The following is a 23,017-nucleotide window of genomic DNA, read 5'->3' as shown; positions in this document are numbered from 1 at the left end:
GCCATGCGGGGGCGGCGCGAGGAGCACGCGAGCACCCGGCCGGGCCCTCCGCCGTCCGCCCGGCCGGCGGCAGGGACGTCACTCGCCCTTGAGCGCGAGCCCCGGGTCCACGCGGGCCGCCCGGCGCGCGGGCACCCACGCGGCCGCGAGCCCCACCGCGCTCATGAGCAGCGCGACGGCGAGCAGCGTGGGCACGTCCAGGGGCTTCACCCCGTACAGGAGGCTGCGCAGCCCGAGCGCGAGCGCCACCGCCGCGGGCAGCCCCGCGAGCAGCGCGAGCCCGACGAGCCGCGCCGCTCCCCCGACGACGAGGCGCACCACCGCGCCGCTCGGCGCACCGAGCGCCCGGCGGATGGACAGCTCGCGCGTGCGCTGGCGCACCCCGTAGGACACCACGCCCCAGACGCCCAGCGTGGCGAGCGCCAGCGCGAGCACCGAGAGCCCGCCCATCAGCCGCATCATCGTCGCCTGGCGGTTGCGCGCGCGGGCCACCGTGTCGCCCAGCGGCTCGAGCCGCTCCACCGGCAGCTCCGGGTCCACCTGCCGCAGCACCTCGCGCACCTGCGCGAGCGTGGGGGCGGGCGCGGCGCGCAGCAGCAGGTAGCTCCCCGCGTTGCCCGTCTGCAGCACCGGCACATAGATGGCCGGCGCAGGCTCCTGCGTGAGCGAGACGTGGCGCACGTCGCCCACCACGCCCACCACCTCGCGGGGGGGCTCGCCCTCGTAGATGGCGAGGCGCGCGCCGAGCGGCGACTGCCCCGCGAGGTACTTGCGCACGAAGGCCTCGTTCACCACGGCGACGGGGGGGCTGCCCGCGCGGTCCGCCTGCGTGAAGAGGCGGCCCTGGCGCAGCGGCACCTTCAGCGCCGCGAAGGCGCCCGGGCTCGCGCTGCGGTACTCCGCCACGCGCGAGCCGTCGTCCTCCGCGCCGTTGAGCCCGAAGCTGGTGCGCGTGGTGCTGCCGCCCAGGTGCAGGCTCTCCACCAGCCCCGCGGCCTGCACGCCCGGCAGGCTCGCGGCGGCGGAGAGCACGCGGTCCCAGGCCGCCTGGCGCGAGGCGGCGTCCGCGTAGCGCGCCTTGGGCAGCTGCAGCGCCGTGGCCACCGCGCCCTCGGGCTCGAAGCCCAGCCGCACGTCCGCGAGCGCCGAGAGGGTGCGCAGCATGAGGCCCGTGCCCGCGAGCAGCACCACCGCGAGCGCGAGCTGCACGACGACGAGCGCGGCGCGCAGCGGGTGGCGCGCGCCGGTGTAGCCCGTGCCCGAGGCGCCGAGCACCGGCAGCAGCGGCCCGCGCGTCGTCTCCAGCGCGGGGGCGAGCCCGAAGAGCACCCCCACCCCGAGGCAGAGCGCGGCCGCGAAGAGCACGATCGGCAGCTGCACCGAGGGGCCGGGCGCGCCCGCCGGCATGTTCAGGGCGCCGCGCATCACGTCCGTGCCCCACAGCGCGAGCAGCAGCCCCAGCACGCCGCCCATCGCGCTCAGGAGCACGCTCTCCACCAGCGCCGCCTGCACCTGGCGCCGGCGGCTCGCGCCCAGCGCCGCGCGGATCGCGCCCTCGCGCCGCCGGCCCAACGCGCGCGCGAGCAGGAGGTTCGCCACGTTCGCCGCGGCGATGAGCAGCACGAAGCCGCTCGCCGCCCACAGCGAGAGCAGCACGGGGCGCGCGTTGCGCGTGGCGTAGGCCTGCCAGGACACGGCCCAGGCGCCGTGCATCGGCTCGCCCGCGGACAGCTGTCCCTCCCACACCTGGCGGCTGCGCGCGGAGAGCACCTCGCGCGCCCGCGCCTCGCTCACCCCGGGCTTCAGGCGCGCGAGCACCGTGAGGTAGTGGTGGCCGCGCACCTCCTCGCCCGTGGCGTTCAGGTCGAGCGGCTGCCACACCTGCGCCTCGCGCCCCGAGTCGCCGAGGAAGAAGCCCTCGCGCATCACGCCGAGCACGCGCGTGGGCACGCCGTCCAGCCACACCGACTGGCCCACCGCTGCCTCGGGCGAGCCGAAGAGGCGCGTGGCGAGCGGGTGCGCGATGACGGCCACGGGCGCGGCGCCGGCGCGCTCCTCGCCCGGCTCGAAGCCACGGCCCGCGGCGAGCGGCGCCCCCACGGCGCGGAAGAAGGAGGGCGTGACGCGCGCGTTCGCGAGGCGCTCGGGCAGCTCGCCGCCGGTGCGGTTCACGCTGCCGCGCGTGATGGCCGTCACCGCCTGCACCGCCGTGGTGTCCTCCATCCAGGCGAGCGCCTCGGCCTCGGAGACGCTCGCCTCGCGCTCGTTCGCCTGCACGTCGAACACGCGCACCAGCTGCTCCGGCTGCGGGAAGGGCAGCGGCTCGAAGAGCAGCGCGTGCACGGCGCTGAAGAGCACCGTGTTCGCCCCCAGCGCGAGCCCCAGCGTGAGCACCGCCGCCAGGGTGAAGCCGGGGCTGCGGCGCAGCGAGCGCCCGGCGTAGCGCAGGTCCTGTAGGAGCGACTCCATCGGGCAGTCTCCAAAGAGAGGGGGTGAGCGGGGCCCGCCCATTAGCGAAGCGCGTGCCAGGGCCACTCTCCCTCCTTTTCCCGCCGTGCACAGGCCCGAGGTGACCGGAAGCGGGAACCGCGGTCCCACGTGCGGACACCCGGGGCACCTCGGAGGGCGTGTTAGGGTCGGGCGTCCCCCCACCGAGAGAGAGGCCTCACCGATGGCGCACTTCTTCCGGGGCGCGGTCGCGCTCACTGCCGCGCTGCTCGCCCTGCCGGCCGCGGCCCAGTCGGTCACCTTCACGGACCCGAGCGGGGACGACAATGGCCCCGGCACCTATACGTACCCGACGGACGCGGCGTACACGCCCGGCAGCTTCGACCTCACCGGCTTCAGTGCAGCGCGCAGCGCGGGCAAGGTCACCCTCCGCGTCGAGCTGCGCTCGCCGCTCACGAACCCGTGGCGCATGGCTTCGGGCTTCTCCACGCAGATGGTGCTCGTCTTCATCCAGACGCGCCCGAAGGGAGGCCACACCGAGGGCCTGCCGGGGCTCAACGTGCGCTTCGCCCCCGGCTCCGGCTGGAACAAGGTGGTGATCCTCTCGCCCCAGTCGCCTGCGCGCCTCCAGGACGAGGTGAAGGCCAGGGCGGGAGCGCTGCGGGCGGACGTCGTGCTCCCCACGAAGCTGGGCGTCGAGGGGCGCACCCTCGAGGCCAGCGTGGACGCCGCGAAGCTGGGCGGCGGCGACCCGCGCAGCTGGAGCTACCAGGTGCTCGTGGTCGGCAACGAGAGCTTCCCCGCGGACCAGGACCTCCTGGTCCGCCGGGTGAACGAGTACGAGGCCCCCGCGCGCTTTGGCGGAGGCAACGACGGCCGCTGCGACCCGAACGTGCTGGACCTGCTCGCGGGCTCCGCCACGGGCGACGAGGCCGAGAAGCGGGCGCAGTACGCCATGCTCCACTACGAGTGCGCGGCGAATGGCGAGGGTGGCGTGCCGGCCACGCTCACCCTGGTGAAGGCGCGCTAGCGGGCCACGCGCCGCGCGAGCGCCTCGTTCATCGCCGCGTACGCGCGCTCCATGCGCCGGCGCACGCCCGCGCCGAGCAGCAGGGAGAAGAGGCCGGTGAAGACCTCTCCCTGCTCGAAGCGCGTGCCGCTTCCCTCGGCGCGCAGGTGGAAGAAGTGCTCGCCGAAGAGCACCCCCGGCACGCCGCCCCTCCACACCAGCGCCTCGCCCGCGTCCGCGCGCACCACCGTGGCGCTGAAGCGCAGCCGCGGGCCCGCGCCGGGCTTGAGCGCCGCGCGCACCTTCACGCGCGCGCCGGCCCTCGGCTCTCCGCGCGCCTCCACGAGCAGTGGGTTCCACTCCGGGTACGCCGCGAAGTCGGTGAGCACCTGCCACACGCGCTCGGGCGGGGCATCGATGAAGGTCTCGCTGTGCAGCCGGGCCATGGGGCTCCAGGGCCGGGGGCCTGGCCCCGGCGTCAGAAAAATCGTGCCGCGTGTCGATCCAGCGCAGGCTCGGGCGTCGCCTGAGTGGAGGCAGCGCCGCCCCACCTTTTCAGGAGAGTCCGCACCATGCCCAGCAAGATCTTCGTCAACATGCCGGTCGAGTCCGTCAGCCGCTCCATGGAGTTCTTCGGCCAGCTCGGCTACCGCTTCAACAAGCAGTTCACCAACGAGAACGCGGCCTGCATGGTCATCAGCGAGGACATCTACGCGATGCTGCTGGCGAAGCCCTTCTTCAAGGGCTTCATCAAGACCGAGATCGCCGACGCCACGAAGGTGACCGAGTCCCTCATCGCCCTCAGCGTGGACAGCCGGGCAGAGGTCGACGCGCTCGCCGACAAGGCCGCGAAGGCCGGCGCCACCACGCCCGCGGACCCCATGGACCACGGCTTCATGTACCAGCGCAGCTTCAAGGACCTGGACGGGCACCACTGGGAGATCTTCTGGATGGACCCCAGCCACGTGCACGCGCAGCAGTAGGCCCTTCGAGGACTCCGACAATGACCTCCTCGACCTCCTCCGCTCCCCCGCGCACCGGCCGCAGCATCGGCGCCGTCTTCGCCGGCCTGCTCTTCACCTTCGCCGTCACCACCGCCGTGGACGGGGCGATGCACGCGCTCGGCATCTACCCGCCCTTCGACGTGCGGATGTCGGACCCGCTCTTCGTCCTCGCGTTCGCCTACCGCCTGCCGCTCAACGCGGCCGGTGCCTACGTCGCAGCGCGCATCGCACCGCGCCGCCCGCTGAAGCACGCGCTGGTGCTCGGAGGCGTGGGCATGGTGCTCGCCACCGCCGGCGCCATCGCCATGTGGGACAAGGGGCCCGCCTGGTACTCGCTCGCGAACATCCTCTGCGCGCTGCCGTGCGCGTGGGCGGGCGGGCGGCTGCGCGAGGCACAGCTCGGGACGGCAGCGGTCGTCGCAGGGCCCGCGGTGTAGAGACCGTCAACCTGGCGCGCGAAGTTGGCGCTCCTGGAGGATGGCGCGGGCGACGGCCTCGCCCGTCTCGGCCGCGCCCTCCATGAAGCCCTGGGCGATGCGGCTGCAGTGCTCGCCCGCGAAGTGCAGGCCTCCCACGCGCTCGCCCTCCGCGCCGCCGAAGCCCGTCCAGTCGCCGGGCCCGTAGCAGGAGTAGGAGCCGCGCGTGAAGGGATGGCTCGGCCAGTGGAAGCGCGCCTCCGTCGTGCGCAGCGCGGCGGTGCCGGGGAAGACCCGCTCCAGCTCCGCCGTGAAGCGCTGCGCCTGCGCCGCGGCCGTGCCCTCCCCCAGCGCGAGCCCCGCGGCCGCGCCGGTGAAGTTGGTGAGGATGCCCGCGGCCCCGGGCTGCAGCCGGCTCGTCTCCCAGGTGACCTGGTATTCAAGGTCGGTGAGCGTGCTGCCGTTGCTGCCGTGCTGCGCGCGCCAGGGCCTGGCGGAGAAGCCCACCATCAGCTTCGCGTTGGTGCCGTAGCGCAGGTGCGCAATCGCCTGCCGCTTCACCGCCGGCAGCTCCACCTCCAGCGCCACGTCGCGCAGCAGGCTGAAGGGCAGCGCCAGCACCAGCGTGCGCGCGGAGAGCGTGTGGCTGCGGCCGCCGCGCCGGAAGCTGCACGTGTAGCCGCCGGCGCTCCCCTCGCGCACCGCCTCCAGCCGCGTCTCCAGCACGAGCGCATCCTGCACCCGCTCGGCGAGCGCGCGCGGCAGCGCATCATTGCCGCCGCGGAGGTGGAAGCGCTCGTCGCTGTCCCCGTAGAGGTGGAAGGGCGGCGACTCCGGGCTGAGCATCACCAGCAGGTTCAGCGCGCTCTGCTCGGAGGTGGCCCGGCCGTACTCGGTGGCGTAGGCCACGTCCAGGAGCTGCCGCACCCAGCCCTCCGCCTCGCACGCCTCGAGCCACTGCGCGAGCGGCAGGCGGTCCAGCCGCGTGGCACGCCCCGGGCTACGGTAGTCGAAGCCCTCCGTGCCCAGCTCCTCGCGCGCGCGCAGCACCTCGCGCGCTACCGGGCGGAAGGCCTCCACCAGCTCGGCCTCGCTGCGCAGGCGGCCTCCGAAGTACCAGCGGTCCTTCGCGAGCCGCGGGTCGTCCTCCTGGTAGTCCTCGAGCGTGAGGCCCACCTCGCGCGCGAGCCGCTGCACGGTCGTGTGGTCGGTGTCGATGAGCTCGCCGCCCAGCTCCGCCACCTGCCCGGGCGCGAAGTGCCCGCGCAGGCTGTGCATGCGCCCGCCCACCCGCGCCTGTGCATCCACCACCCGCACGGGGACGCCCGCCTGCCGCAGCCGCCACGCCGCCGTGAGGCCGGCGAGCCCCGCGCCCACGATGAGCACGGGGTCGTCGGACGCGGGGTGCTGCGAGGCGCGCGTGCAGGCCGGGAGCGCGGAGAGGGCCGCGAGAGCCCCCGCGCCCTGCAGCACGCGGCGGCGCGAGAGGGGGCGCTCGAGCAGCGCGTCCACGGGCAGGCCCGTGCGCTCGGCGGCGTGGGCCTGGCGCAGCGCGCGGGTGAGGTGACGGAACAGCGGCGTGTGCGCCATGCGCGGGTGCTCGCTCTCTGCGGGTGACGCGGCGGGAGCCCTCTTCTCTCTCCCAGAGGAAGAGGGGACCCTCACGTGCGTCTCAACCCTTGAGGTTCAGCTTCGCACGGGCCGCGGCCTGGTCGCGCGCGCAGGCGGCGCGCACGTGACAGTCCGCGAGGTGATCGTTCACCACCCCTACCGCCTGGAACAGCGCGTACGCGGTGGTGGGCCCCACGAAGCAGAAGCCCTCGCGCTTGAGCGTCTGGGCGAGCGCGCGCGACTCCGGCGTCGAGGCGGGCACGTCCGCGGGGCTGCGCGGCGCGGGGCGCCGGGCCGGTGCGAAGGACCAGATGAGCTGCGCGAGCGAGCCGCCCCCGCGCTGCAGCGCGAGCGTGGCGCGCGCGTTCGTCACGGCGGCCTCGATCTTCTGGCGGTTGCGCACGATGCCCGCATCGCCCAGCAGCCGCTCCACGTCGCGCGGGCCGAAGCGCGCCACGCGCTCGGGCTCGAAGCCGTGGAAGGCCTTCCGGAAGGCCTCGCGCTTGCGCAGGATGGTGAGCCAGCTCAGGCCCGACTGGAACGCCTCGAGGCTCAGCCGCTCGAGCAGCTCGGTGTCCTCGAGCCGCGGCCGCCCCCATTCCTCGTCGTGGTACTGGCGGTAGTCGGGCGCGCTGCCCGCCCAGGGGCAGCGGCGCGGCTCGGCGGCCTCGCTCGCCTCGGGGGGAGTGCCTGCGGTGTGCGGCATCGTGCGGGTCCTCTGCTCTCCGTCCGGGCGGGCAGTCGCTGGCAGTGCGTCCCGCCCGGAGGCCGCGCACTGCGGTGTTGTCTCGATTACACCCCGGAAGCAGTGTTCCCCGTGGGGGTTTTTTGCCCACAAACGAGTGCCCGGGCGCGGCTGGTACTTTGGTGCACATGGAACCTTCCTCCGAGCCGTCGGCGGCCAGCGTGCTGGTCATCGAGGACGACCCGGGCTTCCGCTACGCGCTGTGCGAGGCCCTGAAGCGCGCGGGCCTCCAGGTGATGGCCGCGAGCCACGGCCCCGAGGCACTGCAGCTGCTCGAGGCCCACGACGTGGACGTGGTGGTGACGGACGTGCGGCTCTCGCAGGGGATGAGCGGGGTGGACGTGCTGCGCCGGGTGAAGGCGAGCGCGCCGGACGTGGAGGTGGTGATCATGTCCGGCTACGGCGACTTCGAGCTCGCGGTGGAGGTGCTGCGCGCGGGCGCGTTCGACTTCGTGCGCAAGCCCTTCGAGCCGCTGCAGATGCAGCTGAGCATCCAGCGCGCGATGGAGCACCGGCGCTTTCGCGCCACCACGGCGCTGTACGCGAGCAGCCAGGCCATCCTGCAGGCGCAGGAGCCCGCGGAGCTGCCGCGGCGCATCGTGGAGTTCGCGCGCACGGCGCTCGCGGCGGACGAGGTGTCCCTGCTGCTGCCGGACACGGAGGGGCGGCTGCAGGTGGCGTACGGGCCCAACCTGCCGGTGGCCATCGGCGCGGCGGTCGCCGCGGAGCTGGCGCAGCGGGTGGCGGCCGAGCGCCGGCCGCGCATCATCCAGGGGCGGCTCCCGGAGCACCCGGAGCTCGCCGGCCTCACGGAGCCCGGGCGGGTGAAGTCGAGCATCGTGTTCCCGCTCTTCGCCGGAGAGCGGCTGGTGGGCGTGCTCAACCTGGGCCGCCGCAGCGGACGCTCCTTCTGCGCGCTGGACCTGGAGCGCGCGAGCGTCCTGGGCTCGCAGGTGCTGCTCGCGCTGGAGAACGCGCGCCTGCTGCGCGACACCGTGGCCTCCGAGCGGCTCGCCGGCATGGGCGTGCTGGTGGCCGGCGTGGCGCACGAGATCAACAACCCGGTGGCCTACGTGCTGAGCAACCTCGGCTACGCGCACGAGGAGCTGACGGCACGCGCGGACCCCACGCTCGCGGACGTGAGCGACTCGCTGCAGGACGCGCGCGACGGCGCGCTGCGCATCCGCGACCTGGTGCGCGACCTGATGGGCCTGGCGCGCGCGGACACGGACGCGCTCGCGCTGGTGGACCTGGAGGAGGCGGTGCGCTCGGCGCTGCGCGTGAGCGCGAGCGCGCTGCGCGTGTGCACCGAGGTGCGCACCCAGGTGCAGCCGCGGCTCTACGTGACCGGCAGCGTGGGGCGGCTGAGCCAGGTGTTCATCAACCTGCTGGTGAACGCCGCGCAGGCGATGGAGCCCCTGCCCCCGCCGCGCCGCACCCTCACCGTGCGCGGCGGCGCGCAGGGCGACGAGGCGGTGGTGGAGATCTCGGACACCGGCCCCGGCATCCCGCACGAGCACCTGGAGCGCATCTTCGAGCCCTTCTTCACCACCAAGGCGCCAGGGCGCGGCACGGGGCTGGGGCTCTCCATCGCGCGAGACCTGGTGCGCAGGCAGGGCGGCTCGCTCAGCGTGGCGAGCGAGCCGGACGCCGGCGCGCGCTTCATCGTGCGCCTGCCGCTCGCGGACGTGAGCCGCGCCTGAGCGGGCGGGTAGGCTCGGGCCGTGCCGGGGCGGTGGCAATCGCCGCTGCCCCCGCGCGTACTCCGGGAGCGCCCTGCTCCTCTCCCGGGCGCCGGAGCGAACGATGATGGGCTTCCTGCTGTGGCTGGTCCTGCTGGTGGTGTGCTGGCCCCTCGCGCTGATGGCGCTGGTGCTCTACCCCCTCGTCTGGCTGCTCGCCCTGCCCTTCCGGCTCCTGGGCCTCAGCGTGGACGCGGTGTTCGGCCTGCTGCGCGCGGTGCTGATGCTGCCCGCGCGGCTGCTGGGCGGCGGGCGGCGGCGCGTGGCGTGAGCCTGGAACGCCTGGCTGCAACGATGGAACGTCGTTATAACGACGTCATGACGAGCCAGGAGGCGTTGCGATGCTGAAAAAGAAGCTCACGCCCATCGGGAACAGCCTCGGCCTGGTGCTCGACAAGCCCTTGCTGGAGCTGCTCGGCATCGACCGGGAAACGGAGCTGGAGCTGCTCACCGATGGTGAGTGCCTCGTCATCCAGCCTGTGCGCTCGGGAGGACGCAGGAAGCAGGTTTCGCGTGCCATCGACTCCGTCCTGACCCGCCACGCGAGCACGATGCGAAAACTCGCCAGGTGACGTGGATGCGTCGCGGTGCCGCCCGGAGTGCTACTTCGCTCTTCTCCTCCAGGAAGGGAGCATGCATGAGCCGCAGCGCAGGCTGGTGGTCGGTTGCACCCTCACCGAGGTCGGACGTGCCGAGGACTGCGCCGTACTCCGGTCCTCGGGTGACCCGGCACGTGATGCGCAGGTGGCGGATCGGCTCACCCGCGACGCGCACGAGCCTGTCGTCGTCGACGGGAAGCCTGTACGGGTCGCCTACACTTTCAACATCGTCCTCGAGGACCCGCCCGATGCAGGGGTATTGGCGCCGATTCCGGCCGATGGTGGCGCACCCTGAGGGCTCGCTTCGGGCACGTCGGCGGAGGCGTTCCAGACCGTGTGGCGAAAGGCTCGAGCGACCGCGTGTCTCTGCGGCCTCAGGAGCTGTGTCCCCACCGCCGCGCACCCACGGCGGCTCTCTGCGGCCGCCAGGCGCACGCGCCCGGCACGGCTGCTGCACACTGCGCGCACACCATGACGCCCTGCCCCCTGCCCTCCGTCCGCCTCCTCTTCCCGCTGCTGCTCGCCGCGGGGCTCGCGCACGCCGCGCCGCCCGCGCCCTCGACCGCTTCCGACATCCCGGGTAACCCACGCGTCGAGGTGGACGCAGGAGGCGCGGCCCTCTTCCGCGACGCCGGCGTGCAGGGCGCCTTCGTACTGCTGGACGTGCAGCGCAACGTGCTCACGGTGGTGAACCCCGGGGAGGCGGCACGCGCGCACCTGCCCTGCAGCACCTTCAAGATTCCCAACACGCTCGTCGGGCTGGAGACGGGCGTCATCCCGGGCCTGGACTTCGCGCTGAAGTGGGACGGCACGAAGCGCTCCGTCCCGCAGTGGAACCGCGACCACACGCTGCCCACGGCGATGCGCGACTCGGTGGTGTGGTTCTACCAGGAGGTGGCGCGGCGGGTGGGGCTCGAGCGCATGCGCGAGAAGGTGCAGGCGCTGGGCTACGGCAACGCGCAGGTGGGCGAGCATGTGGACACCTTCTGGCTCGAGGGGCCCCTGCTCATCACCCCGCGCGAGCAGGTGGCCTTCCTGCGCCGCCTGCAGGCAGGCACGCTGCCGGTGAAGCCCGCGAACGCGGCGCTGGTGCGCCAGCTCATCGTGCTCGAGCAGCGCCCCGGCTTCTCGCTGCGGGGCAAGACGGGCCTGGGCCGAGAGCAAGGCCGCGCCGTGGGCTGGCTCGTCGGCGAGGTGGAGCAGGACGGGGCGCAGTACGTGTTCGCCACCCTCACGCTGGACGCGAAGGGGAACACGGATCGGCTCGCGCCCCTGCGCCGTCCGCTCACGGAGAAGCTGCTCGCCCGCTACGGCGCGCTGAAGCGCTAGGCTCGCTCCCTCACGCGCGCAGGCGTGCAGGAGGCACGGATGGGCAAGGGACGGCTCGAGGCGTTCAGCGACGGGGTGCTCGCCATCATCATCACCATCATGGTGCTGGAGCTGAAGGTGCCGCACGGGGACCATCTCGAGGACCTGCGACCGCTCTTCCCGGTGCTGCTCAGCTACGTGCTCAGCTTCATCTATGTGGGCATCTACTGGAGCAACCACCACCACATGCTGCACGTCACGCAGCGGGTGAGCGGCGGGGTGCTCTGGGCGAACCTGCACCTGCTCTTCTGGCTCTCGCTCGTCCCGGCGACCACGGCGTGGATGGGCGAGACCCACTTCGCGCTCTGGCCGGTGGTGGTGTACGGCGTGATGCTGCTCGCGTGCTCGCTCGCCTGGCCCATCCTGCAGCACCAGATCGTGGTGGTGAACGGCCGGGACTCCATCCTGAGCACCGCGCTGGGCCGCGACCTCAAGGGCAAGGTGTCCATCGCCGGCTACGTGCTGGGCATCGCGCTCGCCTTCGTGCGCCCCTGGCTCGCGGGGTCGATGTACCTCGCGGTGGCGCTGCTGTGGCTGGTGCCGGACCGGCGCATCGAGGCGCGGATACGCTGAGCGCTTCCGCCAGTACAGGGAGGCGCGAGCCGGGGCCGGGCCGGTGAAAGCGGCGGCCGCACCTGCCATGCTCCTTCGGTGCGCGGCGACCGTGTCATGAGCTTCTTGCAGGGCCGACGAGTGCTCTGGTGGGCACTCGGGATGGTGCTCCTCTTCGCCGTGAGCTCGGAGTTCAGCGCCACCGGCGTAGACGAGTATCTCAGCTACGGAGATGGAACCTCACTGCCGTGGGGATACATCCTTCAGCCCACGACGACGGAAGGGCGCATCGCCGCCGGGCACCTCATCTTCGCAACGTCGATTCTCCGCGAGCTCGCCGGCACAGCCGTGCTCGCCCTGCTCGTGGGCTTGCTGTGGGCGCGCACCCTGCGGCGCGCACCGCTGCTCGTCGGAGCGCTCTCCCTCGTGCCGGTCGTAGCGCTCGTGCTCTGTGTCACGGCGGTCTGCATCGCCATCGCCAGTCCGGAGTTCGACGGCAAGCCCCCTCTGGCAGTGGAGCTCGGATGGGAGGCGGAGTTCTGGAGCAAGTACCTGACGAAGGATTCCCTGTGGCTCGTGCTTCTGGGCTTCGTCGCGCTCTGCGTTCAGGCGCTCCTGCGCGCGCGCCAGGCACGTCCGGCTCCCGGGGAGCGCGGGCGCACGCATCCCAGGTAGCCTCGCGCCCGCATGCGGACGAGGTAACCATTGCGTCCCGCTCGTAGCGGCATGCGCGAACCGTGAAGAAGTCGTGCGGCGTGGCTGAAGGCCGCGCCCGAGGGGCGGACCTAGCCTCCAACGCATGCGCAACACCCTCCGCTGCCTGCTGGTCCTGTCACTCGCGCTGCCCGTTCGGCGCGCCATGGCGGATGAGGTGAGCCCGCCCACTTCGCTCGCTGCACAGGTCAGCTCGACGCAGGCGGTCTTCGTGGCACAACTGGAGGGACGCAGCACCGAGCTGCTCTGCGTCGACTGGGAAGGCGTGTCGCACTACCTCTGGGTCGAGCACTGGCGCGTGCTGCGCCCCCTCAAGGGCTCCGCTCCCGAGCGCTTCCGGCGCTACGCGGATGACTCCGCGCACGAGGAGCACGCCTTCACGCCGGAGCCGGAGCCCGTCATCCGCATCTTCATCGTCTCCACGTCGGCGAAGGCTCCGGCCGGCGAGGAGCCCAGGCTCGATGCCGAGACGCTCGAGCTCGAGAACCTGCAGGACACCTCCGTCGTCGCCGACCGCATTGCCGAGCTGCAGCAACTGCGCGCCCGCGGCGCCTCGAAGGAGGAGGAGCGCGAGTGGCTGGTGCGCTGCGCGATGCGCCGGGCGACGCGCCGCCACGCCCTGCAGGCGCTGCTCATCGGCAGTGCGCCCCGCTCCCTGGACGAATCGCCGGAGCACTCGGAGCTGACCCGCGCCCAGCGCTGGGCCGTCCTGGATGGCTTCCGGCAGGAGCCGACGACGGATGACGCCTACGTGGGCGTGCTGACGCTCGCGCGCGGCGTACCGCACCCGGCCTTCGACCGTGTCGCCGTGGGGGTGATGGAGACGCTCCTCGCAGACACGGAGGGCGCGGTGGCCTCCGACGTCTCGCAGGCCCTGTACCTGCTCATGGAGCGCCTGGGAGTGCCGGACGCGGAGGCGCGCTGGGCGGCGCTGCAGGGCCCCGAGGAGGCGCCGCAGACCTACGCGGACGTGGAGCGCCTCCAGGCCGAGTCACGGCGGCGCCTGCAGGCCGCGTGGGACGCGCTGCGGGCGGAGGGCTGGCTCGTCCCCGCGCCGCGCGTTCCCCCCGCCGCGAGCACAGGAGACCTGCTGTCACGTTTCCTGAATTGAGCCCTCACCCCGATCCTCTTCCAGTGGGAGAGGGAGGATGCCTCAGTCCAGGTAGCCGCGCGCCTGCAGGCGGAAGAGGTGCGCGTAGCGCCCGTCCTGGCGCATCAGCTCCTCGTGGCTGCCGAGCTCCAGCAGGCGCCCGTCGTGCAGCACCGCGATGCGGTCCGCCATGCGCACGGTGCTGAAGCGGTGGCTGATGACGATGGCGATGCGGTCGGCCGCGAGGCGCTGGAAGCGCTCGAAGAGGGCGTGCTCGGCCTCCGCGTCGATGCTCGCGGTGGGCTCGTCCAGGATGAGCACCTCCGCATCCCGCATGAAGGCGCGCGCGACGCCGAGCTTCTGCCACTGCCCCGCGCTGAGCTCCTGGCCCTTCTCGAACCAGCCGCCGAGCATGGTGTCGTAACCCTGCGGCAGCGCCTCCACCACCGCGCTCGCCCCGCCCTCCTCCGCGGCCTGGCGCACGCGCTGCCGGTCCTCCAGCGCCGGCACGTGGCCGAGCCCGATGTTCTCCGCCGCGCTGAACTGGTAGCGCACGAAGTCCTGGAACACGGCGCCGAAGCGGCTGCGCAGCTCCTCGGGGTCCATGTCCTTCAGGTTCACGCCGCCGTAGAGGATCTCCCCCTCCGTCGGCTCGTAGAGGCGCAGCAGCAGCTTCACCAGCGTGCTCTTGCCCGCGCCGTTCTCCCCCACCAGCCCCAGCTTCTCGCCGGGCCGCAGGGTGAGGGACACGTCCTTCAGCGCCCACGCGTCGCGCCCCGGGTAGCGGAAGGACACGTGGCGCAGCTCGAGCGCGTTGCCCCGCCCGCGCGGCGCCGTGCGCGCCGGCAGCACCCGCGGCGCCTCCGCGCCCGTGGGCACGTCCAGGTAGGCGAAGAGGTTGGTCATGAAGAGGGCGCTCTCGTACATGGTGCCCACGCTGCCGAGGATGCCCTGGAAGGCCGCCTGCCCCTGCCGGAACACGGAGAGGTAGAGCACCATGTCGCCCACGCTGATGCGCCCGCTCGCGGCCCTTCCGGCCACCATCCAGTAGCAGCCGTAGAAGGCCGCGAGGCTGAGCATCCCCAGCACGAGCCCCCACACCATGCGCCGCAGCGCGAGCCGGCGGTCCTCGGCGTAGAACTTCTGGAACAGCTCCTTGTAGCGGCCGAGGATGAGCGGCCCGAGGCCGAAGAGCTTCACCTCCTTCACGTGGCTGTCGCGCGTGAGGATCCACTCCAGGTAGTTGAGCTTGCGCCCCTCCGGCGCGCGCCAGGTGTTGAGCCGGAAGCCGGCGGCCGCGAGCCGCGCCTCGGCGATGAAGGCCGGGATGGAGGCGAGCACCAGCACCCCCACGCTCCACGGGCTGAGGGACACCAGCAGCGCCGCGTAGGTGGAGAGGGTGATGAGGTTGCGCAGGATGCTGAACGCGTCCAGCACCAGCGAGAGCGGCCGGCTGCTCGCCTCGCGCCGCGCGTTCTGCATCTTGTCGTAGAGGTCCGAGTCCTCGAAGTGGCGCAGCTCCAGCGCCATCGCCTTCTCGAGGATGCGCAGGTTGATGAGGTTGCCCAGGTTCGCGCGCAGCAGCTCGCGCGTGAGCGAGAGCCCCCGCTCCACCGCGGCCGACACCGCCATCAGCGCGAACTCCAGCCCCACCAGGCGCGCCACGCCCGCCTGCAGCGCCGGGTCCCCCGTGCGCGCCGCCTGCACCACCCCGTCCACGATGAGCTTGCCCACGTATGCGATGGCCGCCGGCAGCACCGCCGCCACCAGCGTGAGCAGCCCGAGCACCACCGCGCCGCGCGGCGAGGCGGCCCAGAAGAGGCGGAAGGTGCCGGGCAGCTGGCGCACCAGGCTGCCCGCGCTCGCGAGGCGCTGGCGCAGGGTGAGGGGCGGCGTCTTGGGGAGGGGCGGTGGGGACACGGAGAGAGACGTCTAACGCGGGCAGGCCCAGCCCGCAGGGCGCTCGCCCCCAGGCCTGCTGTAGATTTTCCGGTTCCGCTCCAACGGGCCTCCGGCCGCGCTCCCTCGACACCGCCCGTGCGGGCAGCCGGAGTCCCTGCCGTCTCGCGCCCTTGGCGCGTGCGCTGGCGGACACCGCAGAGTGCTCCGGGCGGAGCGCATCCCCGGCAAGGCGCTTGCAGTGGAGCGCCCTCAGAGGCGAGGCCGCGCGGCGGCCGCGCGGACACGGGCGGGAGGACGGGCGATGCGGGGAGTGATCACGGGGCGCGAGGTGCTCGGCCACCTGGGGCTCATCTACCGGGAGTTCGGTGCGAGCTGCCTCGTGCGTTGCCTCTGGGTGCTGGCGAGCGGCAAGAGCACCACCTTCCTCGAGGTGGCCTGCTGCGAGCGCAACCCGCGCTAGCGACCCGGAGCGCTTCGAAGACGGCAAGGCCGCCGCGGGCACGGGGTGCCCGGGCGGCCTTCGGTGTTTCCGGGGCCGGTGCTAGCGGCGGTCGGGGTTCTTGTCGCCGTCGAGCGCGTCCTTCACGGCGTGCTTCGCATCCTCGAAGGCGCCCTTGATGTTGCCCTTGGCCGTGTCCGTCTTGCCCTCGGCCTCGAGCGAGCGGTCGCCCGTCGCGGTGCCCACCGTCTCCTTCACCTTGCCCTTGGCCTTGTCGGTCCACTCACCCATTTGAGCCTCCTTGGTACGGGTTGGTGCGGCTTGTTGGAGGTCAATCTGGTCACCGCAGCGGGGGACTTCACGTGTCGAGCGCTTGCTCGCACGGCTGCACGGCGAGGGCCTGCTCGGCGAGGCTCCCTGCCGGCAGCAACGTGCCGTCGCCCTCCAGCAGCGGCCGCTGCAGCGCGCGTGCGAGCGCGGCCACCAGCACCCCGAGCCGGCGCAGGCGGGCGCGCGGCAGGTCGTCCGAGCCCGCCTCCACACAGCCGGGCTCGAAGCTCTGCGGGTCGAGGTACGCCAGCTGCGCGCTCGCACAGCCGTGCACGTCCGCGAGCGCCGCGGCGCTCGCGCGCAGCCGCGCGGTGAGCGCCTCCACGTACGCGTGCACGCGGGCGAGCTCGGCGCGCGCGCCCTCGAGCTGCACCGCGTGTGTGCCCGCCTCCTGGGCAGGCGGCGCCACGTCGCCGCAGGCCACCGCCTCGAACACGCTCACGCCCGCGACCCTCACGGGGGCCTCCACGTGCACCCAGCCCCGCTCGAGCCAGGTGAGCAGCGGCGTGAGCGCGGGCGGCAGCGCACCGCCCGCGCCGCGGAGCGCCGCGCCCACCTGCAGGTCGCGGCGGTCGGGGGGCGGCTCGTGCGAGAGCTGCTCGAGCATCGCGTGCACGTCGCGCGGGAGCCGCTCGGCAGGCGCGAGACACTCCCAGCGCTCGAGACGCTCCATCAGCTCGAGGAAGGGGCGCGCCGTCTCGTCCACCGCGCGCCGCTGCAGCTCGGCGAGCGCGAGCGCCTCGGTGCGCAGCTGGCCGCGCGCCTCGCGCAGCCGCCGCACGGCCTCGCGGTGCTCGAGCCAGGCCCTCCGCCAGCGCAGGTCCGAGGGCGCGAAGGCGAGGTCTCCGTCCAGGGCGTGCTTCACGCCCAGGCCCAGCGCCGTGAGCGCCAGTGCAGGAAGGAAGAAGGGCATGGGGCACCTCGCAGTCCGGAAGGGACGTGCCAGTGTGACAGGCCGCGGCGCCGCGCGCGAGGTGGGTGCCGGGACGCACAGGGCCCGAGCCTGCTCGCCTGCTCTGAAGCGCGGGGAGCCCTAGGTGCGCGACGGAGCCAGCGCCGCGCGCAGTCCCTGCACCTCCGTGAGCAGCTCGCGGGCCGCCGCGAGCGCAGGCTCCTGGGACGCGGCCAGGTGCAGGGCCACCGGCGCCGGGTCCCCGTGGTCTCCGAGCCCCGCGTCGCGGTAGCGCCGCACGCGCTCGCGCACGAGGTCGCGCAGCTGGGCGGCGTTGTCCACGCCGCGAAAGCGCGCCTCGTGCGGGCTCTCGCCGAGCCCCGCCTCGCCCTTGTTCGCAGACTGCCCCGCGCCGCCGCCGCCCGCCGACTGCAGGTGCACGTCCGCGATGCCCAGCAGCCGCTGCAGCGGCCCCTGCTGCACGGAGAGCTGCTGCACGTTGGCGAAGGTCATCGTCTTCTCGCGCAGGGACAGGATGCCCTCGCGCACGCGCAGGCTGCGGTCGGTGACCATGTACCAGCGCAAGCGGTAGTCCAGTTGCATCACCGCGTAGCTGAAGGGCAGCTGCACCACGTAGAAGGCCCAGACGAGCCCCTCCACGCTCCAGGTGACGACCTCCGCGGCGCGCTGCATCGAGCCCGGCACGACCTGTCTCCTCAGCCCGGGCGCGAGCATCTCGAGGAAGAAGAGACCGAAGAGCAGCGCCACGAGCGCGCCCAGCTGCTTGAGCACCCAGCCCGCCTGGCGGTAGCGCAGGTAGCGCGGAGAGGCGCGAAAGACGCGCAGGCTGCCTGCCTCACCCGCGGGAGGCGAGGGCTCCGGCGGCACACGCAGCACGCGCAGCACGAGGGACTCAAGCATCGCCGCGCCTCCGGACCTCTGCGAGCTCGGCGCGCAAGCTGCGCACCTCGGCGGCCACCTCGCGCAGCACCTGCGCGAGCGGTGCCTCCTGCACCGCGGCGGGCAGCGCGGGTGCACCGGGAGGAGCGTGCGGCCCGTGCTCCTCGCGCGCCCCGCGCATGCGGGCGTAGAGGAAGTCGCGCATCGGCTCGAAGAAGGTGAGCCCCTCGATGTTCATCTCCGCCTGCGCGCTGCTGGAGGCCGTCTGCAGCTGCACCTTGGCGAGCCCCAGGTAGCGCTCGACCACGTTGCTGGTGAGGTGGATGTCCTGCAGGCGCGCGTAGGTGAGCGACACCTCGCGCCGGAAGAGGATGCCCCAGCGCATGGTGAGGCCCTCCGCGTCCACGTCGTAGCGCAGCGTGTGGTAGCGGAAGTAGAGCACCAGCATCGCCACCGGGAAGGCGGGGCCGGCGAGCAGCGCGGTGAAGAAGTAGTACTTGAGCAGCTTCGGGTCCGGCCGCAGCGTGACGGGGAGCTGGCGCAGCGGCGCCGGGGTGAGCGGAGCGTCCATGGGCGGGAGGGCCCTCCTTCCCTGCCCTATACCACCGGGTGTGCGCGCGATTGCGTGGGGCGCGCGAAGGGCGAGGGCAGCCGGCGCGTGAGCACCAGCGCGCACACGCCCGCGGCCATCAGCAGCCAGCCGGGCCAGCCGAGCACGCCCACCTCGGCGGTGTCCCACGCCGCGCCCGCGCGCGGCAGCAGCATCACCGCCGGCGCGAGCGCGTTGAGCGAGCCGTGGGCGATGACGCACGGCCACACACTGCCGCTCGCCAGCCGCAGCCAGCCAAAGAGCACGCCCAGCAGCACGCAGCTCACCACCATGAAGCCCACGCCCGCGACCGGGTGCTGCGGGTAGTTGTAGCCCTGCAGCACCACCGGCGCGTGCCACAGCCCCCAGAGCGCGCCGTGCGCGAGCAGCGCGCGCCACGTCCCCCACGGCAGCAGGCGGGGCAGCAGGTAGCCGCGCCAGCCCCACTCCTCACCGAGGGCCACGACCGCGTTGAGCACCGGCCCCGCCACCACGCCCACCGCCACCTGCAGCGCCACCAGCGTCGCGGGCGACATCCGGGCGAGCGCCACCTTCCCGCCGGGCGCCGCCTCCAGCATCGCGCGGAAGGCGCTCACGCCCGGCCAGTCGAGCGGGAAGCGCCCCAGCACCACCGCGAGCGCGATGGAGGCGAACACCAGCACCGGCGTCACGAGCCACGCGAGCGCGGCGTAGCGCGCGCCGCGAGCGCCTCCGAAGCCGAGTCCGCTCGCGCGCGCGAGCGCCCGGAAGGGGCGCAGGTGCCCGAGCACCGCGAGCGCGCCCAGCGCAGGGGTGAACATGGTCGCGCCCAGCGCGAGGCGCCCCGCCGTGGTGTCCAGGCGCACGCCCCGCACCCACAGCAGCGCGGCCGCGGCCCAGGCGAGCCCGAAGCTCACCGCGAGGAAGGTACCCAGGCCGCGCCCGGGGCGCTCGAGCTCGGCGAGGGGGGGAGTCGCAGGGGGAGTCGTCGTCACGTCAGGACCTCCAGAGTTCGAAGGATGCTCAGGGCCGCGCATCCGCGGTCGCCCGGAGCGACACCGCCACGGGCACGAGGAGCGCGAGCGCGAGCGCGGCGGCGGCCCCCGCGCTCCACAGCGGCCCGAGCACCACCGCGCCCAGGCCTCCGAGCGTGAACGACCACGATGCGCAGCGGTGGGTGCGCGCCCACGCCGCATCGGAGGCGAGCGTCCAGGGCAGCCGCAGCCCCACCCACGCGTTGCGCCGGGTGCGCGGCAGCAGCTGGCCGAACGCCACCAGCAGCAGTCCGACGAGCGTCGACGTCCAGCCGGGCGGCACGCGCCCGTCGCCGAGCGCCGCGCGCAGGGTGAGCACCTGCACGGCGGCGAGCGCCACCATGACCGTGAAGCCGAGCGCCGGGCCCACGTTTGCGCGCCCCAAACCCAGCCGCCCGCGCGCCGCGAAGCGCACCAGCACCCAGCAGAGGAGCGCCACCGCAGGCACGACGAGCAGCTCGGCGCGCGCGCCCAGCCGGTCCGGCGTCCCGTCGAGCCGGAAGTGCACCGGCACCCGCTCGGGCAGCCGGCCCCACAGCGCGAGCAGCAGCGCGAAGGACGCCGTCCACACGCCCAGCGCCGCGCGGTCCCACCCGCCCCCGCCGCGCGCGCTCACGACCCACCTCGCCGCGCCGCCGTGCTCCGCCGCCCCGTCCCGCGCGCCACCTCGCGCACGCCCTGCGCCCACTCGAGCAGCTCGCTCGCCACGTCCTCCAGCGCGCCCGTCTGCAGCGTGTACACCACGCGCGTTCCCTGCTTCTCGGCCCGCACCAGCCCCGCGAGCCGCAGCACCCGGAGGTGGTGGCTGAGCGTGGGCTTGCTCAGGTGGAATGCCTCGCCCACCTCGCCCGCGGCGAGCGCGCCGCGGCGCAGCCGGCGCAGGATGGCGCGGCGGGTGGGGTCGGCGAGCGCTTCGAAAGGTCCCTTGCTCATGTTCGACGCTTGTCTAATTCGATATCCGTCGAACTTCAAGTGAGGCTCGCAAGCCCCCGGGCGCGTGATAGGCGTTTCCGCATGCCCGACGAAACCCCTCCCTGGCCGCAGATCGGGAGCCCGCTGGACGACGTCAACGCCGCCTTCCACGAGGCCTACGACGGTGCGCGCAGCAGCGCGGAGGAGCGCGCCCCGGTGCTCGTGCTGCTCGGGGACGTGCTGGTGGTGGACCGCGCAGGACGGCGCTCGGAGCATCCCTTCACCCCGCCCGTGCACCATGCGCTCAAGTCGGGTGCGCACGCGCCCGTGGCCCTCTTCTCGCTTCTGCACGGCGTGGGGGACGGGCCGCTCGATTCGTCCGTCTGCGAGCGCCTCGCGCGCCTGCGCGGGCAGGTGGATGCGTCTCTCGGCAAGGTGGAGCGGGATGCGCCGGAGGCCTCCGCGGCCGGGCCGCTGCGCGCGCTCCTCGAGGCCACGCGGGCCGAGACCGACCGGGTGCTGGAGGCAGGGCGCACGTCGCGCGAGGCGCTCGCCGCCTACGCGCATGCCACGGGCCCCGCGCTGCTGCGGCTGGTGGACGAGGCCACGCGCGTGCAGCTGGAGGCCCTGCACGCGCAGGTGGAGGAGCTGCTCGCCGGGATGACGCCGAAGGAGCGCGCCGCGCTGCAGGTGGTGGTGGCCGGGGCGCACCAGGCCCGCGAGCGCAGCCTCGGCATGCAGTACTTCCAGAAGCGCCTCGGCGAGCCCGAGGGGCTCGAGGAGCGCGTCACCTTCGCGGAGAACGTGGCGGACGTGGACCAGGCACTCGCGCTGGTGGGCGCGCGGCGCTTCGACCGCGCGCTCGCCAGGGCCTTCTTCGGGGACCCGCGCCGGCTGCAGCGCGACGTGCTCGGGGACGCGACGGCCGCGCACCTCGCGCGCCTGGAGCTACCGCCGCCTCCTCCGGCCGCCCCGGACGCGAAGGCGAAGCCCGGGGCGCGCTAGCTCGGCGGCGCCCGGCTCAGCTCTCGTCGGAGGACGAGCCCGAGGGCGTCACGGCGCGTGCGACGTAGGAGACCGCGGGGGCGGCCGGTCGCTGCCCGCGCGGCGCGCCGCCTCGAGGCCGCTCACCGCGGGCGTCGTGGCGTGCGGGACCCTGGCGCTCGTGGGGCGCGTGGCCGCCTGCGCGAGGGCCCTGCTGCGGGCGCCCCCCACCGCGCGGTGCAGAGTCGGAAGTGCGCGCTCCGCCCTCGGCGCGCGGGTGACGCGGCGCATGCCCGGGCGCGTGCATGCTCGCCGCGTGGGTGGCGGCATGCGGCTCGCTGCGCGGCGGGTGCGCGCCACCGGCCCCGTTCCGCCCGTGGGAGCCCGCGTGCTGCGGGGCGCCGTGCGGCCGGGCGTCTGCGTGCGCAGAGGACTGCGGCGGCCTGCCGCCTGCGTGCGTGGACTGCGCGCGAGCGCCTCCGTGCTGCTGCTGCGGAGGGCGACCGCCCTGCGCCTGTTGCGGATGGGAGGACCGACCCCCGTGCGCAGCCTGCTGTGACGAGGGCGGCCCGCCGTGCGACTGCTGCTGCGGCCCACCGCCACGCGCGGGCTGCGCGCGAGGCCCTGCGTGCTGCTGCGGTTGGCCGCCGTGCGCGGGCTGCGCGCGAGCGCCTCCGTGCCCCTGCTGCGGGCCCCCCGCGGGACGGCCTCCCCCTTGCTGCTGCTGAGGGCCCCTCGGCGGACCGCCCGGCCTGCCACCGCCGAAGCCGCCGCCACTCCTGCCGCCGCCACCACCGGGGCCGCGGCGAGGGCCGCGCCCCTGCGGCTGCTGCTTCATCAGCGCCACCTTGGGGCGCTCGCCGCCGCCCTGGCGAAGAATGGCGAACTCGTCCTCCTCGACGGCCGGCGCAGGCTCCGCCTCGCGCACGGGCGCGGGGTGCTGCACGTCCTGCGGGGGCCGCTGCGTGCGGCCGGGCCCGCGCGTGTGCGCTGCGCGTCCGCCGCCGCCGGGCACGCCGCGGCCGCTGGGCTCGAAGTCCGGGGCGAGCTCGCGGCGCGTGTACGCGCGCCAGATCTCCGCAGCGTCACCCTCGCGCGCGAGGAGGCTGCGGTCGTAGCCCGCGAAGAAGAGGCGCAGGTTGTCCAGGTCGCGGCGGAAGAAGAACTCGGCCTGGCTGTTGGCCGCGGCGGCCACGATCTGCGGGAAGTCGATGACCGTGGGGCCGTTGTCGCTGAGCAGGATGTTGTAGGCGCTCAGGTCGCCGTGGATGATGTCGCAGCACAGCATCTTCACGACCTGGGCGCGCAGGTCCTTGTAGAGCGCGCCGGCGCTCGCCTCGTCCAGCAGCGCATCCACGATGCGGGCGGCGGGCTGGCCCGCGCCGTCGGTGACGAGCTGCATCAGCAGCACGCCCTCGTAGAACATCACCGGCGCGGGCACGCGCACGCCGGCCGCGTGCAGCTTGCTCAGGGCCTCGGACTCGGTGGCCTTCCAGGCATCCTCCGCCGCGGCCTGACCGAACTTGCTGCCCTTGGCGATGGCGCGCGCGGTGCGGCTGTTGCGCACCGTGCGGCCCTCCTTGTAGCCGGCGTTGTTCTTGAAGTTGCGCTGGTTGCGCTCCTTGTAGATCTTCGCCGCCACCAGCTGGCCGCCGTGGCTGACGATGTACACGTCCGCCTCCTTGCCGCTCTTGAGGCGGGCGACGACTTCTTCGATCACGCCATCGGCGAGGAGGAGCTCGAGTGCTTCGTGCATTC

General features: G+C 73.9%; 26 protein-coding genes. 13 read left to right on the top strand and 13 right to left on the bottom strand.

Annotation, left to right across the window (positions count from 1 at the left end):
• Positions 1-78 precede the first annotated feature (78 nt).
• Positions 79-2,469, bottom strand: coding sequence for an ABC transporter permease (locus FGE12_RS26805; RefSeq protein ID WP_194798312.1), 2,391 nt, complete (start codon positions 2,467-2,469; stop codon positions 79-81).
• 202 nt (positions 2,470-2,671) lie between these two features.
• Here FGE12_RS26805 and FGE12_RS26800 point away from each other — a divergent pair, with 202 nt between their 5' ends.
• Positions 2,672-3,478 (top strand): glucodextranase DOMON-like domain-containing protein, encoded by an 807-nt coding sequence (locus tag FGE12_RS26800; protein WP_153869470.1) that lies wholly within the window; start codon positions 2,672-2,674, stop codon positions 3,476-3,478.
• Here the strand turns inward: FGE12_RS26800 and FGE12_RS26795 are convergent.
• Positions 3,475-3,903, bottom strand: a complete 429-nt coding sequence (locus FGE12_RS26795; RefSeq protein ID WP_153869469.1) for an SRPBCC domain-containing protein — start codon at positions 3,901-3,903, stop codon at positions 3,475-3,477. The two genes, FGE12_RS26800 and FGE12_RS26795, sit on opposite strands and share 4 nt — an antisense overlap.
• 126 nt (positions 3,904-4,029) lie before the next feature.
• Between FGE12_RS26795 and FGE12_RS26790 the strand changes: the two genes are divergently transcribed.
• Positions 4,030-4,440, top strand: a complete 411-nt coding sequence (locus FGE12_RS26790; protein WP_153869468.1) for a VOC family protein — start codon at positions 4,030-4,032, stop codon at positions 4,438-4,440.
• A gap of 20 nt (positions 4,441-4,460) precedes the next feature.
• Complete coding sequence (locus FGE12_RS26785; protein WP_153869467.1) at positions 4,461-4,898, top strand: hypothetical protein; 438 nt, start codon at positions 4,461-4,463, stop codon at positions 4,896-4,898.
• A 6-nt stretch (positions 4,899-4,904) separates the two neighbouring features.
• On the opposite strand, the gene FGE12_RS26780 is transcribed toward FGE12_RS26785, so the two are convergent.
• On the bottom strand, positions 4,905-6,467 hold the full coding sequence (locus FGE12_RS26780) for an FAD-dependent oxidoreductase (protein WP_153869466.1): 1,563 nt from the start codon (positions 6,465-6,467) through the stop codon (positions 4,905-4,907).
• An 82-nt stretch (positions 6,468-6,549) separates the two neighbouring features.
• Entirely contained in the window at positions 6,550-7,194 is a 645-nt protein-coding gene (locus tag FGE12_RS26775) for a DNA-3-methyladenine glycosylase I (RefSeq protein ID WP_153869465.1), read from the bottom strand.
• A 167-nt stretch (positions 7,195-7,361) separates the two neighbouring features.
• On the opposite strand from FGE12_RS26775, the gene FGE12_RS26770 reads away from it, so the two are divergent.
• The 8 genes from FGE12_RS26770 (at position 7,362) to FGE12_RS26735 (ending at position 13,319) form a co-directional block, all read left to right on the top strand.
• A complete protein-coding gene (locus tag FGE12_RS26770; RefSeq protein ID WP_153869464.1) occupies positions 7,362-8,936 on the top strand; it encodes an ATP-binding protein in 1,575 nt (524 codons plus the stop codon).
• Between the two features lie 103 nt (positions 8,937-9,039).
• A complete protein-coding gene (locus FGE12_RS26765) occupies positions 9,040-9,246 on the top strand; it encodes a hypothetical protein (RefSeq protein ID WP_153869463.1) in 207 nt (68 codons plus the stop codon).
• Positions 9,247-9,316: 70 nt separating this feature from the next.
• Entirely contained in the window at positions 9,317-9,547 is a 231-nt protein-coding gene (locus tag FGE12_RS26760; protein WP_228531140.1) for an AbrB/MazE/SpoVT family DNA-binding domain-containing protein, read from the top strand.
• Between the two features lie 61 nt (positions 9,548-9,608).
• Positions 9,609-9,869, top strand: coding sequence for an energy transducer TonB (locus FGE12_RS26755; protein WP_153869462.1), 261 nt, complete (start codon positions 9,609-9,611; stop codon positions 9,867-9,869).
• A 176-nt stretch (positions 9,870-10,045) separates the two neighbouring features.
• Positions 10,046-10,903, top strand: a complete 858-nt coding sequence (locus FGE12_RS26750; protein ID WP_153869461.1) for a penicillin-binding transpeptidase domain-containing protein — start codon at positions 10,046-10,048, stop codon at positions 10,901-10,903.
• Between the two features lie 39 nt (positions 10,904-10,942).
• The gene (locus FGE12_RS26745; protein WP_153869460.1) at positions 10,943-11,515 is read left to right on the top strand and encodes a TMEM175 family protein; all 573 of its coding nucleotides are present in this window, start codon (positions 10,943-10,945) and stop codon (positions 11,513-11,515) included.
• A 141-nt stretch (positions 11,516-11,656) separates the two neighbouring features.
• Positions 11,657-12,169, top strand: coding sequence for a hypothetical protein (locus FGE12_RS26740; protein ID WP_153869459.1), 513 nt, complete (start codon positions 11,657-11,659; stop codon positions 12,167-12,169).
• A gap of 124 nt (positions 12,170-12,293) precedes the next feature.
• A complete protein-coding gene (locus tag FGE12_RS26735; protein ID WP_153869458.1) occupies positions 12,294-13,319 on the top strand; it encodes a hypothetical protein in 1,026 nt (341 codons plus the stop codon).
• A gap of 42 nt (positions 13,320-13,361) precedes the next feature.
• On the opposite strand, the gene FGE12_RS26730 is transcribed toward FGE12_RS26735, so the two are convergent.
• Entirely contained in the window at positions 13,362-15,218 is a 1,857-nt protein-coding gene (locus tag FGE12_RS26730; RefSeq protein ID WP_194798311.1) for an ABC transporter ATP-binding protein, read from the bottom strand.
• A gap of 283 nt (positions 15,219-15,501) precedes the next feature.
• Between FGE12_RS26730 and FGE12_RS30135 the strand changes: the two genes are divergently transcribed.
• Entirely contained in the window at positions 15,502-15,660 is a 159-nt protein-coding gene (locus FGE12_RS30135; RefSeq protein WP_194798310.1) for a hypothetical protein, read from the top strand.
• 81 nt (positions 15,661-15,741) lie between these two features.
• Here the strand turns inward: FGE12_RS30135 and FGE12_RS26725 are convergent, their stop codons facing one another.
• The 7 genes from FGE12_RS26725 to FGE12_RS26695 all read right to left on the bottom strand — a co-directional run bounded on the left by FGE12_RS26725 (position 15,742) and on the right by FGE12_RS26695 (position 20,296).
• The gene (locus FGE12_RS26725; RefSeq protein WP_153869457.1) at positions 15,742-15,930 is read right to left on the bottom strand and encodes a CsbD family protein; all 189 of its coding nucleotides are present in this window, start codon (positions 15,928-15,930) and stop codon (positions 15,742-15,744) included.
• Between the two features lie 67 nt (positions 15,931-15,997).
• Complete coding sequence (locus FGE12_RS26720; protein WP_153869456.1) at positions 15,998-16,882, bottom strand: hypothetical protein; 885 nt, start codon at positions 16,880-16,882, stop codon at positions 15,998-16,000.
• Between the two features lie 120 nt (positions 16,883-17,002).
• Positions 17,003-17,782, bottom strand: a complete 780-nt coding sequence (locus tag FGE12_RS26715) for a PH domain-containing protein (RefSeq protein WP_153869455.1) — start codon at positions 17,780-17,782, stop codon at positions 17,003-17,005.
• Positions 17,775-18,332 (bottom strand): PH domain-containing protein, encoded by a 558-nt coding sequence (locus tag FGE12_RS26710; RefSeq protein WP_153869454.1) that lies wholly within the window; start codon positions 18,330-18,332, stop codon positions 17,775-17,777. The genes FGE12_RS26715 and FGE12_RS26710 overlap by 8 nt, the downstream gene beginning before the upstream one ends.
• Positions 18,333-18,358: 26 nt before the next feature.
• On the bottom strand, positions 18,359-19,324 hold the full coding sequence (locus FGE12_RS31085; protein WP_153869453.1) for a CPBP family intramembrane glutamic endopeptidase: 966 nt from the start codon (positions 19,322-19,324) through the stop codon (positions 18,359-18,361).
• Between the two features lie 28 nt (positions 19,325-19,352).
• On the bottom strand, positions 19,353-19,979 hold the full coding sequence (locus FGE12_RS26700; RefSeq protein WP_153869452.1) for an SdpI family protein: 627 nt from the start codon (positions 19,977-19,979) through the stop codon (positions 19,353-19,355).
• Positions 19,976-20,296 carry a metalloregulator ArsR/SmtB family transcription factor gene (locus FGE12_RS26695; protein WP_153869451.1) on the bottom strand — a complete coding sequence of 107 codons (321 nt, stop codon included), beginning with the start codon at positions 20,294-20,296 and terminating at the stop codon, positions 19,976-19,978. Before FGE12_RS26695 ends, FGE12_RS26700 begins: the two co-directional genes overlap by 4 nt.
• Before the next feature lie 81 nt (positions 20,297-20,377).
• On the opposite strand from FGE12_RS26695, the gene FGE12_RS26690 reads away from it, so the two are divergent.
• The gene (locus tag FGE12_RS26690; RefSeq protein WP_153869450.1) at positions 20,378-21,280 is read left to right on the top strand and encodes an ATP-binding protein; all 903 of its coding nucleotides are present in this window, start codon (positions 20,378-20,380) and stop codon (positions 21,278-21,280) included.
• 16 nt (positions 21,281-21,296) lie between these two features.
• On the opposite strand, the gene FGE12_RS26685 is transcribed toward FGE12_RS26690, so the two are convergent.
• Positions 21,297-23,015: an RIO1 family regulatory kinase/ATPase gene (locus FGE12_RS26685; protein WP_153869449.1), complete on the bottom strand. Its 1,719-nt coding sequence runs from the start codon at positions 23,013-23,015 to the stop codon at positions 21,297-21,299.
• Positions 23,016-23,017: the final 2 nt, after the last annotated feature.

The organism is Aggregicoccus sp. 17bor-14 (genome assembly GCF_009659535.1).
In the GTDB taxonomy this organism is placed as follows: domain Bacteria; phylum Myxococcota; class Myxococcia; order Myxococcales; family Myxococcaceae; genus Aggregicoccus.
Note: the sequence above shows the minus strand (reverse complement) of the source record. Positions and strands in the feature narration are given on the sequence as shown.